The following is a 12,392-nucleotide window of genomic DNA, read 5'->3' on the forward strand; positions in this document are numbered from 1 at the left end:
CGCCAATGTGGCAAGGAGCCCTCGTGCCCATAGTTGAAATGGAACGTCGCCAGGTGGTGGTGATCGGTGCAGGTCCATCCGGGGCCATCGCCGCCGCGCTGCTCAAGCGCAAAGGGCATGATGTATTGATCATCGAGCGCCAGCATTTCCCGCGGTTCTCGATTGGCGAAAGCCTGCTGTCCCACTGCATCGACTTTATCGAAGAAGCCGGCATGCTGGAGGCCGTGCAGGCCGCGGGTTTCCAGGTGAAAACCGGGGCTGCGTTCGCCTGGGGCGAGCGCTACAGCGCGTTTGATTTCGGCGATACGTTCAGCAACGGCAAGCCCACCACCTTCCAGGTGCAGCGCGGCGAGTTCGACAAGCTGCTGGCCGATCAGGCGGCCTTGCAAGGCGTGGACATCCGTTACGGCGAAACCATCGTCGGCGTGGATTTCAAAGGCGAATCCCGCTACCTGCACGTGCGCCGCGAAAACGGCAGCGAGTATCACCTCAAGGCTAAGTTCGTGCTGGATGCCAGCGGTTACGGCCGCGTGCTGCCGCGCCTGCTGGAGCTGGACGTGCCGTCGGACTTTCCGGTGCGCCAGGCGGTGTTCACCCACGTCGAGGACCGTATCGAACACCCAGGCTTTGACCGCACCAAGATTCTGGTCACCACCCATCCGACTCAGCGCGATATCTGGTTCTGGACCATCCCGTTCAGCAACGGTCGCTGCTCGGTGGGTGTGGTCGCGGCCAAACAGCACTTCGACGGCCGCGACAGTGACCTCGACGCCTGCCTGCGTGGTTTTATCGACGAAACCCCAAGCCTGTCCGGCGTGCTGAAAAACGCCGTATGGGATACACCGGCGCGGACCATCGGCGGCTACGCGGCCAATGTCAAAAGCCTGCACGGGCCGGGCTTTGCACTGCTGGGCAACGCAGCGGAGTTCCTCGACCCGGTGTTCTCTTCCGGGGTGACCATCGCCATGCGTTCGGCGAGCATGGCGGCCGGTGTGCTGCACCGTCAGCTCAACGGCGAGACCGTGGACTGGCAAACCGAGTTTGCCGAGCCATTGAAGCGTGGCGTCGACACCTTCCGCTGCTACGTTGAAGGCTGGTACGCCGGGACCTTCCAGGATGTGATTTTCCATCCGAGCAGCTCGCCGGAGATTCGTCGGATGATCAGTGCGATCCTCGCCGGCTACGCGTGGGATGAGCGCAACCCGTTTGTGAGTGAGCCCAAGCGACGGTTGCGGATGTTGTCGGAGATTTGTGCGAGTGAGCCGGTATGAGCAGTCCTTCTCTTGATAAAACCTATTTAAGTAAGCACTACGTCGAAGAAACCAAATTCGGCCTCTGGTTCCTGCGCAGTCACACCTGGCAGCATCGCGTGTTGCGCGTGGCGATCAACGACTTGCGCAGCCTGTTCACGGAGCCATTGCCTGAGGCGCCGGTATTGCTGGATGCCGGTTGCGGACAAGGCAAATCCTTCACGCTGTTGCAGCAGGTATTTGCGCCTTCACGGTTGATCGGCCTGGACGCCGACCCCCACAGCCTGGCGTTGAGCCAGGTTGAGGCCACGCGCCAAGGCTTGAGCGTAGAACTGATCGGCAGCGACTGCGCCACCCTCGACGTGCCGGACGCCAGCGTCGACATCCTGTTCTGCCACCAGACCTTCCACCATCTGGTTGAACAGCACCGCGCCCTCAAAGAGTTCTACCGCGTGCTCAAGCCCGGCGGCTATCTGTTGTTTGCCGAATCCACCGAAGCCTATATCGACACCTGGGTAATCCGCTGGCTGTTCCGCCACCCGATGCATGTGCAAAAAAGCGCCGAAGAATACCTGGAGATGCTCCGCGAGCAGGGTTTTGAATTCGGCCCACAGAACGTCTCGTACCCGTACTTGTGGTGGAGCCGCTCCAGCGACTTCGGCCTGCTGGAACGCTGGGGCCTGCGCAAGGCGCCGCCGGTGGGCCAGCGCGAAGAAACCCTGGTCAACTGCGTGGCACGCAAACCTTTGGCGAGTGCCGCACCATGATGCGCTGGCTCTTGATCGGTTGCCTGTTGCTGCTGAGCGCCTGCGCCAGCCAGCCGCCGCTGCCCGAGAAACCCCCAACCCTGGCCTTGCCGCTGCAACTGCATGTGCAACGCCTGGCCGACGGCCAGAGCCAGGACTGGCTGCTGGTGATCCAGCGCGAAGGCGCGGGCATTCGTTGGTCGATGATGGACCCGCTGGGCATCCCCCAGGCCCGTCAGAAGCTGATCAATGGCGAATGGCAGGCCGATGGCTTGCTGCCGCCCAATCCCCAGGCCCGTGAGTTGTTTGCCGCGTTGCTGTTCGCGCTGACCTCGCCGGATGACCTGCGCGCGCTGTACCCCAGCGCGCAGGCGATGGACTTGACGCGCACTCTGCCGGGCCATTGGCAGATCGTGTATCAATCGTCTGAGGTCTTTCGCGTGAACATCAGCGGGCAGCCGTTGAGCTATCGCATCACGCCACTTGGAGCGGCCCGATGAGCGCCTACCTCAACGCCCTCGGCGTGATCTGCGCCCTCGGTCGTGGCCAGGACGAGGTCAGCCGCAGCCTGTTTGCCGGCGACTGCTCCGGCATGCGCCCCGAAAGCGGCTGGGTGCCGGAGCGCGTGTTGCCGGTGGGCGCCGTGAAAGGCGACTTGGCAACCATCCCGCCCGAGTTGGGCCAGCAAAGCAGTCGCAATAACCAGTTGCTGCTGGAAGCCGCGTTGCAGATCGAGGGCGAGATCCGCCTGGCGATCAAGCGCCACGGCGCGGCGCGGGTCGGCATTGTGCTGGGCACCAGCACCTCGGGAATCGATGAGGCCAGTCGCGGCATCGCCCATTACCTGCGCGACCATCAGTTCCCCAACGACTACGACTACCAACAACAGGAGCTCAGCGCTCCGGCGAACTTCCTTGCCGACTGGTTGCAATTGAGCGGCCCAGCCTATGTGATCTCCACCGCCTGCACGTCCAGCGCCCGCGCGTTGATGAGTGCCCAGCGCCTGCTGGACTTGGGCGTGTGCGATGCGGTGATCTGCGGCGGCGTCGACAGCCTGTGCAAGCTGACGCTTAACGGTTTCAGCTCACTGGAAGCGGTGTCGAACGAGCGCTGCAAGCCGTTTTCGGTGAACCGCGACGGCATCAACATCGGCGAAGCGGCGGTGCTGTTTCTGATGAGCAAAGAGCCTGCGCCCATCGCCCTGCTGGGCAGCGGCGCCAGTTGCGATGCGCACCATATCTCCGCCCCCGAGCCTACCGGCAAAGGCGCATTGCAATCCATGCGCAAGGCCCTGGCCAGCTCCAAATTGCAGCCTGGGCAGATCGGTTACCTGAACCTGCACGGCACCGCCACCCAGCACAACGACGCCATGGAAAGCCTGGCCGTCGCCCGCCTGTTCCCGGAAGGGGTGGCTTGCTCGTCGACCAAACCCATGAGCGGCCACACCCTGGGTGCAGCCGGCGCGCTGGAAGCGGCGTTCTGCTGGTTGAGCCTGGTTCACAATCGGCTGCCGCCGCATGTGTGGGACGGCCAGCCCGACCCCGCGCTGCCCGCCTTGCACTGGGCTACCGCCGGCGCCACCCTGGAAAAACGCTGCCTGATGAGCAACTCGTTTGCCTTCGGCGGCAACAATGTCAGCCTGATTATCGGAGAGGCCCCATGATCGATTGGCCACTCGCCGAACTGCTGCCCCACGCGGGCGACATGATCCTGATCGACCAGGTGCTGTCGTTCGATGAAGAGCAGATCCGCACCCGCACCCTCGTCAAGCCCGGCGGCCTGTTCAACCGCCCGGACGGCAGCCTGCCGGCCTGGGTCGGCATCGAGTTGATGGCGCAAAGCGTCGCCGCCTACGCCGGTTGCCGCGCACGCCAGAAAGGTCAAGCCGTGGAGTTGGGCTTCCTGCTCGGCACACGTAAGTTCGAATGCAACGTGGCGTCTTTCCCGGCAGGCACCGAGCTGAGCATCCACGGCCTGCGATCCCTGGAAGACGACAACGGCATGGGTGTGTTCGAATGTCACCTGACCGGTGACGGTATCCAGGCCAGCGCCCGCTTGAATGTATTTCGACCGCCCCAGGCGGCCAATTATTTAGAAGAATCGAAGGACGTAACGCCATGACTGAATCCGTACTGGTCACCGGCTCCAGCCGTGGCATCGGCCGCGCCATCGCGCTGCGCCTGGCCCAGGCCGGGCATGACATCGTGCTGCACTGCCGCAGCGGCCGTAGCGATGCCGATGCGGTGCAGGCTGAGGTTGAAGCCCTGGGCCGCCAGGCGCGGGTGTTGCAATTCGATGTGGCGGATCGCGCGCTGTGCAAGGAAATCCTCGAGGCGGATGTGGAGCAACATGGCGCCTATTACGGCGTGGTGCTCAACGCCGGCCTGACCCGTGACGGTGCGTTTCCGGCCCTGTCGGAAGACGATTGGGACGTGGTGATGCGCACCAACCTCGACGGTTTCTATAACGTGCTGCACCCGGTGATGATGCCGATGATTCGTCGTCGCGCGGCCGGGCGTATCGTCTGCATCACCTCGGTTTCCGGTTTGATCGGCAACCGCGGCCAGGTCAATTACAGCGCCTCGAAAGCCGGCCTGATTGGCGCAGCCAAGGCCCTGGCCATTGAGCTGGGCAAACGCAAGATCACCGTCAATTGCGTGGCTCCCGGCTTGATCGACACGGCGATGCTGGATGAAAACGTGCCCGTGGAAGAGCTGATGAAGATGATCCCCGCGCAGCGCATGGGCACCCCGGAAGAGGTGGCCGGCGCGGTGAATTTCCTGATGTCGGCCGAGGCGGGCTATATCACGCGCCAGGTGTTGGCCGTGAATGGAGGCCTGTGCTGATGAAACGCGTCGTCGTCACCGGCATGGCCGGCATGACCTCCCTGGGCGGCGATTGGGAGACCATCTCGGCCAACTTTCGCGCCAACCGCAGCGGCATCCGCCGCATGGATGAGTGGGACCGCTTTACCGAATTGAACACGCGCCTGGCCGGGCCGATCGACGATTTCGTCGTGCCCGCCCATTGGACGCGCAAGCAACTGCGCAGCATGGGCCGCGTCTCGCGCCTGGCGGTGTGGGCGGCGGAGCAGGCGTTGCGGGACGCCGGCTTGCTCGGCGACGAGTCGATCAAGGACGGACGCATGGGCGTGGCCTGTGGCTCGTCCACCGGCAGCACCGACGAGATCAAGGCGTTCGGCAATATGCTGCTGAACTCAGTGGCCGAGGGGCTGAACGCCAACTCCTACGTGCGCATGATGCCGCACACCACGGCGGCAAATATCAGCATCTTCTTTGGCCTCACCGGGCGATTGATCCCTACCTCCAGCGCCTGCACCAGCGGCAGCCAGGGCATCGGCTATGCCTATGAGGCGATCAAGTTCGGCCGCCTGCCGTTGATGCTCGCCGGCGGTGCCGAAGAGCTGTGCCCCACCGAAGCCATGGTGTTCGACGCACTCTACGCCACCAGCCTGAAAAACGACGCGCCGCAAACCAGCCCACGCCCGTACGACAGCGGCCGCGATGGCCTGGTGATCGGTGAAGGCGGCGGCATGCTGGTGCTCGAAGAACTGGAACATGCGTTGGCGCGGGGTGCGCATATCCACGCCGAGATCGTCGGTTTTGGCAGCAACGCCGACGGCCAGCACACCACCCGCCCGGAACAGAAAACCATGCGCCGCGCGATGGAGCTGGCCCTGGAAGATGCCGGGCTTGAGCCTTCCGCGATCGGCTACGTGAACGGTCATGGTACCGCCACCGACCAAGGCGACATCGCCGAAACGCTGGCGACCAGTAGCCTATTCGGCAGCCGGATGCCCATCAGTTCGCAGAAAAGCTTCCTCGGCCACACCCTGGGCGCCTGCGGTGCGCTGGAGTCCTGGTTCAGCATCGAGATGATGAACCGCGACCAGTACGTGCACACCTTCAACCTGGATTCGGTAGACCCGCACTGCGGCGAGCTGGATTACCTGCAAGGTGAATTCCGCGAGATGCACCACGATTACGTAATGAACAACAACTTTGCCTTTGGCGGCGTCAACACGTCGCTGATCTTCCGCCGCTGGTCCTGACTTTTTAATCGATTGGAGAATACGGAATGTCTTCCTTGCTACGCGTCACCCTGATCACCCTGGCCCTGATGGTCACCGCCGGCTGCACCAGCAAGCCGATCCTCAACACCCAGCACGACCTGCCGGCCAACGCCCAGGTCAGCGAAGAAAAAATGAAAACGGTGATCGTCAACGCCCTGCAAAAGCGCGAGTGGACGGTTCAACGCCTGAGCCCGCAACTGGTGCAGGCCGAGATCAACGTGCGTAACCAGTACTACGCGGCCATCGACATCCGCTACACCCGCAACAGCTACGCGATCACCTACCGCGACAGCCGCGAACTGGGCTACAAGGACGGCAAGATCCATCGCAACTACAACCGCTGGGTGAACAATCTGGACAGCGACATCATGGCGGGGTTGCGCAGTAATGGCGTGAATGAGGCGGGGACGGCGTCGCAGTTGTTTGAGCAGACCGGTACTTCGAAATAAAACTTAAGTTCGCTGCGCTCCAGAAACGACAAAAGGCGCCTTTCGGCGCCCTCTTCACAAACAGGTTGGCTTGTCATCGCCGCTTCCTGCCCGGCTCTGCGATGGCTGGTTGCCCAGGATCCTCAGAGTCTCACAAGCCCCTTTCGGGAACTTGTGCAGTATGCCTGAAAACAGTTTCCCAGCAACCCGTGGCAAAGTGCCGTTCATCCCTCAGCGCAACCCCAGCGCACTGCGCACCGCCGCTTTTATCGCTAGAAACTGATCAGAGGTGAGTTCAGCGATTTTGTAAGTTCGTTTGCCATGACGGTCTTTGCTTTTGATTCGGTCGAGTCTGCTCAGGCTGACGGTCGCCACAATGTCACATTTTGCCCAGCAGATAGGGCTCGCTCCTTGAAGATGACTATCGAGTTGCAAATGGTGATCCAGAATCGTCTGCGGGGCAGTGGTACTCAAGGGTACAACCGTCACCAGCAACTTATTGGTTCGGTGCTTGCGTATCACAATGACCGGGCGGATCTTGATGATTTCCGGTACTTCGTAACCTCGGAAATCACAAATCAACACGCTGCCCTCCTTAGGCTGATAGAAAAGTGCCATCCATATCACTCGCTTGAGAAAAAGCAATTCTGCGTAACTTTCCGGCGAATAACTAAGCCGGTTGCGTTACCTGATATGTGACGGTGCCTACACCACCGCCTTGCGCGTCAACAACTCCACAAACGCCGCAGCCATCGGTGTCTGCGCGCCTTTTCGCTGCACCAGCCACACCGCCGTCACCGCCTCCTGATCCAGCAGCGTGCGATACACCACCCCGTCGATCCGTATGCGCTGGTAAGACGCGGGCAACACCGACACGCCCAACCCCGCCGCCACCAGACCGATGATGGTCATCGCCTCCCCCGCTTCCTGGGCAAAATGCGGGCTGAACCCGGCGTCACGGCACAGGCTTAGCAACTGCGCGTAGAGACCACTGCCGTAGCTGCGCGGGAAAAAAACGAACGGTTCTTCCGCCAGCTGCGCCAGGTGCAGGCCACGCTCACTGCCTGCTACCAACGGGTGGCCAGCGTTCATTACGGCCACCAGCGGCTCACGCATCAGTTCGACTACACTCAGCGAATCCGGCAACGGCAGGGGGCGCATCAGCCCAACCTGGATCGACTCATCCACCAGCGAATCAGCCACTTCGGTGCTGCTCATCTCTTGCAGATTGAGATGCACTGCCGGGAACGCCTGGCGAAACGCAAAGATCGCTTGGGGAATGCTGGAGTTAAACGGTGCCGATGACGTGAAGCCGATCTTCAATTCACCCAGCTCACCCAACTGCGCCCGGCGCGCCACATCCGCTGCCTTGTCGACCTGCGCCAGCACCAACCGCGCCTCATGCAGGAACAACCGCCCTGCCTCGCTTAGCTCAACCCGACGATTGGTACGCTCAAACAAGCGTGCGCCCACCTCCTGCTCCAGCGCCTGTATCTGCTGGCTCAGAGGCGGCTGCGAGATGCCCAGCACCTGGGCAGCCCGGCCAAAGTGCAGTTCTTCGGCGACGGCAATGAAGTACCGCAAGTGACGCAATTCCATGCAAGCCTCATTAGGTCGTAAAAGCTATCAAACAGGTCGAACAATATATTGGAAAGAATCATTAGCCAGCTATATTCTTTTTTGCATGGCCGGTCCTGGCACGCCCTTCCTCCCCGAGGTCCCCGTGAATTCTGCTGTCGCTCCACTCGCTCAAGAAGTCCCGCCCACTGCCCTCGATGAGGTGGTGGCCCAGCTCAATGACGCGTACATCGAAAAAGGCACACCGATGTTCATGCGCACGGTGCTGGCGCTGTTCTCCGGTGGTTTCGCCACCTTTGCCCTGCTGTATTGCGTGCAGCCGATGATGCCGGCGCTGTCCCACGAGTTTTCCATCAATGCAGCGCAAAGCAGCCTGATCCTGTCCGTGTCCACCGCCATGCTCGCACTGGGCCTGCTGATTACCGGGCCGATTTCCGACACCCTTGGACGTAAACCGGTGATGGTCGCCGCGTTGTTCTGCGCAGCGCTCGCGACGATTGCCAGTGGCTTGATGCCGTCCTGGGAAGGGATTTTATTCATGCGCGCGCTGGTGGGTTTGTCATTGAGCGGCCTGGCCGCCGTGGCCATGACCTACCTGAGCGAAGAGATCCACCCGCAGCACATCGGCCTGGCGATGGGTTTGTACATCGGCGGCAATGCGATTGGCGGGATGAGCGGGCGCCTGATCATCGGCGTGTTGATCGACTTCGTCAGTTGGCACACGGCAATGTTGATCATCGGCGCCCTGGCGTTGATCGCCGCGACGGTGTTCTGGAAAATCCTCCCGGAATCGCGCAACTTCCGCGCCAGCAGCCTCAAGCCGCGCAACCTGGTGAACGGCTTTGTCATGCACTTCAAAGACGCAGGCTTGCCTTGGTTGTTCCTCGAAGCCTTCCTGCTGATGGGCGCGTTCGTGACGATGTTCAACTACATCGGCTATCGCCTGCTGGCCGATCCCTACGACCTGAGCCAGGCCGTGGTGGGCCTGCTGTCGCTGGTGTACCTCTCGGGTATCTACAGCTCGGCGAAAATCGGCTCCCTGGCCGACCGCCTCGGTCGCCGCCGTGTGCTGTGGGCCACCATCGTGCTGATGCTCGCCGGTATGGCCCTGACCCTGTTCACGCCCTTGTGGCAGGTGGTGCCGGGCATGCTGATCTTCACTTTCGGCTTCTTCGGCGCACACTCGGTGGCCAGCAGCTGGATCGGCCGCCGCGCGGTGAAGGCGAAGGGGCAGGCGTCGTCGCTGTACCTGTTCTGCTACTACGTGGGGTCGAGTATTGCGGGGACGGCGGGCGGGTTTTTCTGGCACTTTGCCGGGTGGAATGGGATTGGAGCGTTCATCATCGCGCTGCTGATCGGCGCGTTGCTGGTGGCGTTGAAGTTGGCGAAGTTGCCGCCGTTGGGGCAAGCGAAGGCCTGAGTTTCTCTGGCTTTTAATGTGGGAGGGGGCTTGCCCCCGATTGCAGTGTGTCAGCCAATGAATCTGGTGACTGACACACCGCTATCGGGAGCAAGCCCCCTCCCACATTGGTTTTGCGTTTACTCGTGATACTGCGCTGAGAGTTCGTGCACCGCGCGCAGGAACGCACCTGCATGCTCCGGGTTCACTTCCGGGGTGATGCCATGGCCCAGGTTGAACACGTGCCCGGTACCCTTGCCGTAGCTGGCGAGGATACGGCCGACTTCGGTGCGGATCGCTTCCGGCTTGGCGTACAACACAGTCGGGTCCATGTTGCCTTGCAGCGCCACGCGGTTGCCCACGCGCTGGCGGGCTTCGCCAATGTCGCAGGTCCAGTCCAGGCCCAGTGCGTCTGCACCTGCGTCAGCGATGCTTTCCAACCATAGGCCGCCGCCCTTGGTGAACAGGATCACCGGAACCTTACGGCCTTCGTGTTCACGGATCAGACCGCTGACGATCTTGCGCATGTAGGCCAGGGAGAACTCCTGGTACGCCGCCGCCGAGAGATTGCCACCCCAGGTATCGAAGATTTGCACCGCCTGGGCGCCGGCCATGATTTGGCCGTTGAGGTAGCTGGTGACTGACTGCGCCAGCTTGTCCAGCAGCAGGTGCATGGCTTGCGGGTTGTCGTAGAGCATCGCCTTGGTCTTGCGGAAGTCTTTCGACGAGCCGCCTTCGACCATGTAGGTGGCCAGGGTCCACGGGCTGCCGGAGAAGCCGATCAGCGGCACGCGGCCGTTAAGCTCGCGGCGGATGGTGCTGACGGCGTCCATCACGTAACCGAGGTCTTTGTGCGGATCAGGGATCGGCAGGGCTTCGATGTCGGCCAGGGTGCTGACGACCTTTTTGAAACGCGGGCCTTCGCCGGTTTCGAAGTACAGGCCTTGGCCCATCGCATCAGGGATGGTGAGGATGTCGGAGAAGAGGATCGCCGCGTCCAGTTGTGGGTAGCGGTCCAGCGGCTGCATCGTGACTTCGCAGGCGAACTCCGGGTTCATGCACAGGCTCATGAAGTCGCCGGCGTTGGCGCGACTGGCGCGGTATTCCGGCAAGTAGCGACCGGCCTGGCGCATCATCCACACAGGGGTGACGTCCACGGGTTGCTTGAGCAGGGCACGAAGGAAACGGTCGTTCTTGAGGGCAGTCATGTCGGCATCCGCAAAAAAAGTGCGGGCATTTTCTCAGAGCGCGACGCAAAAGGCACGGAATGAGCCGTGCCTTTTGTCTATCGGGTCAATTTGTCGCGGTAGCTTGAACCCACCGCAAAACAAATGTGGGAGGGGGCTTGCCCCCGATTGCAGTGTGTCAGTCCCAGTATCTTTGACTGATACACCGCTATCGGGGGCAAGCCCCCTCCCACAGTTTGATCCCATTCCAATCCGGGACCAGGATCAGACCTGCAGGTAATCCAGGATCCCTTCAGCCGCATTGCGGCCTTCGAAGATCGCCGTCACCACCAGGTCAGAGCCGCGCACCATGTCGCCACCGGCGAAGATTTTCGGGTTGCTGGTCTGGTGCTTGTACTTCCCTTGCTCCGGGGCAACCACGCGGCCCTGGCTGTCGGTCTGAATCTCGAACTGCTCGAACCACGGCGCCGGGCTTGGGCGGAAGCCGAAGGCGATGACCACGGCGTCGGCCGGGATGATCTCTTCGGAGCCGGGGATCGGCTCGGGGCTGCGACGGCCACGGGCGTCCGGTTCGCCAAGACGGGTCTCGACCACCTTCACGCCTTCGACGCGGTCTTCACCGACGATAGCGATCGGCTGGCGGTTGTAGAGGAATTTCACGCCTTCTTCCTTGGCGTTCTTCACCTCTTTGCGCGAGCCCGGCATGTTGGCTTCGTCACGGCGATACGCACAGGTCACCGACTTGGCACCCTGGCGGATCGACGTACGGTTGCAGTCCATCGCGGTGTCACCACCGCCGAGTACCACGACCTTCTTGCCTTTCATGTCGACGAAGTCTTCCGGCGATTTTTCAAAGCCCAGGTTGCGGTTGACGTTGGCGATCAGGAAGTCGAGCGCGTCATACACACCCGGCAGGTCCTCACCGGCAAAGCCGCCCTTCATGTAGGTGTAGGTGCCCATGCCCATGAACACGGCATCGTATTCTTCAAGCAACTGCTCCATGGTGATGTCTTTGCCGATTTCGGTATTGAGGCGAAACTCGATACCCATGCCGGTGAACACTTCACGACGGTTGCTCAGTACGGTTTTTTCCAGCTTGAACTCGGGGATGCCGAAGGTCAGCAGGCCGCCGATTTCCGGGTTCTTGTCGAACACCACCGGGGTCACGCCGCCACGCACCAGTACGTCGGCACAGCCCAGGCCCGCCGGGCCCGCGCCGATGATCGCGACGCGCTTGCCGGTCGGCTTGACCTTGGACATGTCCGGACGCCAGCCCATGGCGAACGCGGTATCGGTGATGTACTTCTCCACCGAACCGATGGTCACCGCGCCGAAGCCGTCGTTGAGGGTGCAGGCACCCTCGCAAAGACGGTCCTGCGGGCACACCCGGCCGCAGACTTCCGGCAGGGTGTTGGTCTGGTGCGACAGCTCGGCGGCGGCGAGGATGTTGCCCTCGGCCACCAATTTCAGCCAGTTGGGAATGAAGTTGTGCACCGGGCACTTCCATTCGCAATACGGGTTACCGCACCCCAGGCAGCGGTGGGCCTGGTCGGCCGAGTGCTGGGGTTTGAAGGGTTCGTAGATCTCCACGAACTCTTTCTTGCGTTGACGCAACAGTTTCTTCTTCGGATCTTTGCGCCCGACATCGATGAACTGGAAGTCGTTATTCAGACGTTCAGCCATGTTAAAACCTCATCAAACTCTTCAGGCG

Annotated in this window: 13 protein-coding genes; 9 read left to right on the forward strand and 4 right to left on the reverse strand. The window is 61.8% G+C overall.

Features of this window, described 5'->3' with window-relative positions:
- Positions 1-23 precede the first annotated feature (23 nt).
- From AO064_RS16745 to AO064_RS16780, 8 genes are read left to right on the forward strand one after another with little or no spacing between them, the layout of a single operon-like run.
- Positions 24-1,271 (forward strand): NAD(P)/FAD-dependent oxidoreductase, encoded by a 1,248-nt coding sequence (locus AO064_RS16745; RefSeq protein WP_064054044.1) that lies wholly within the window; start codon positions 24-26, stop codon positions 1,269-1,271.
- On the forward strand, positions 1,268-2,017 hold the full coding sequence (locus AO064_RS16750; protein WP_064054045.1) for a class I SAM-dependent methyltransferase: 750 nt from the start codon (positions 1,268-1,270) through the stop codon (positions 2,015-2,017). Before AO064_RS16745 ends, AO064_RS16750 begins: the two co-directional genes overlap by 4 nt.
- Entirely contained in the window at positions 2,014-2,496 is a 483-nt protein-coding gene (locus tag AO064_RS16755) for a hypothetical protein (protein ID WP_064054046.1), read from the forward strand. The genes AO064_RS16750 and AO064_RS16755 overlap by 4 nt, the downstream gene beginning before the upstream one ends.
- Positions 2,493-3,659 (forward strand): beta-ketoacyl-[acyl-carrier-protein] synthase family protein, encoded by a 1,167-nt coding sequence (locus AO064_RS16760; RefSeq protein ID WP_064054047.1) that lies wholly within the window; start codon positions 2,493-2,495, stop codon positions 3,657-3,659. The genes AO064_RS16755 and AO064_RS16760 overlap by 4 nt, the downstream gene beginning before the upstream one ends.
- Positions 3,656-4,117: a hotdog family protein gene (locus tag AO064_RS16765; RefSeq protein WP_064054048.1), complete on the forward strand. Its 462-nt coding sequence runs from the start codon at positions 3,656-3,658 to the stop codon at positions 4,115-4,117. Before AO064_RS16760 ends, AO064_RS16765 begins: the two co-directional genes overlap by 4 nt.
- Complete coding sequence (gene fabG, locus AO064_RS16770) at positions 4,114-4,842, forward strand: 3-oxoacyl-ACP reductase FabG (protein WP_064054049.1); 729 nt, start codon at positions 4,114-4,116, stop codon at positions 4,840-4,842. Before AO064_RS16765 ends, fabG begins: the two co-directional genes overlap by 4 nt.
- Entirely contained in the window at positions 4,842-6,068 is a 1,227-nt protein-coding gene (locus AO064_RS16775; RefSeq protein WP_064054050.1) for a beta-ketoacyl-ACP synthase, read from the forward strand. Before fabG ends, AO064_RS16775 begins: the two co-directional genes overlap by 1 nt.
- Before the next feature lie 26 nt (positions 6,069-6,094).
- Positions 6,095-6,538, forward strand: coding sequence for a hypothetical protein (locus tag AO064_RS16780; RefSeq protein WP_064054051.1), 444 nt, complete (start codon positions 6,095-6,097; stop codon positions 6,536-6,538).
- A 210-nt stretch (positions 6,539-6,748) separates the two neighbouring features.
- On the opposite strand, the gene AO064_RS16785 is transcribed toward AO064_RS16780, so the two are convergent.
- Complete coding sequence (locus AO064_RS16785; RefSeq protein WP_064054052.1) at positions 6,749-7,135, reverse strand: type II toxin-antitoxin system PemK/MazF family toxin; 387 nt, start codon at positions 7,133-7,135, stop codon at positions 6,749-6,751.
- An 87-nt stretch (positions 7,136-7,222) separates the two neighbouring features.
- Complete coding sequence (locus tag AO064_RS16790) at positions 7,223-8,116, reverse strand: LysR family transcriptional regulator (RefSeq protein WP_064054053.1); 894 nt, start codon at positions 8,114-8,116, stop codon at positions 7,223-7,225.
- A 124-nt stretch (positions 8,117-8,240) separates the two neighbouring features.
- Here AO064_RS16790 and AO064_RS16795 point away from each other — a divergent pair, with 124 nt between their 5' ends.
- Positions 8,241-9,515, forward strand: a complete 1,275-nt coding sequence (locus tag AO064_RS16795) for an MFS transporter (RefSeq protein ID WP_064054089.1) — start codon at positions 8,241-8,243, stop codon at positions 9,513-9,515.
- Positions 9,516-9,634: 119 nt separating this feature from the next.
- On the opposite strand, the gene hemE is transcribed toward AO064_RS16795, so the two are convergent.
- A complete protein-coding gene (gene hemE / locus AO064_RS16800) occupies positions 9,635-10,702 on the reverse strand; it encodes a uroporphyrinogen decarboxylase (RefSeq protein ID WP_064054054.1) in 1,068 nt (355 codons plus the stop codon).
- A gap of 243 nt (positions 10,703-10,945) precedes the next feature.
- Positions 10,946-12,364: an FAD-dependent oxidoreductase gene (locus AO064_RS16805; RefSeq protein ID WP_012721819.1), complete on the reverse strand. Its 1,419-nt coding sequence runs from the start codon at positions 12,362-12,364 to the stop codon at positions 10,946-10,948.
- Between the last annotated feature and the right edge of the window lie 28 nt (positions 12,365-12,392).

The organism is Pseudomonas marginalis, from assembly GCF_001645105.1.
GTDB lineage: Bacteria > Pseudomonadota > Gammaproteobacteria > Pseudomonadales > Pseudomonadaceae > Aquipseudomonas > Aquipseudomonas petroselini.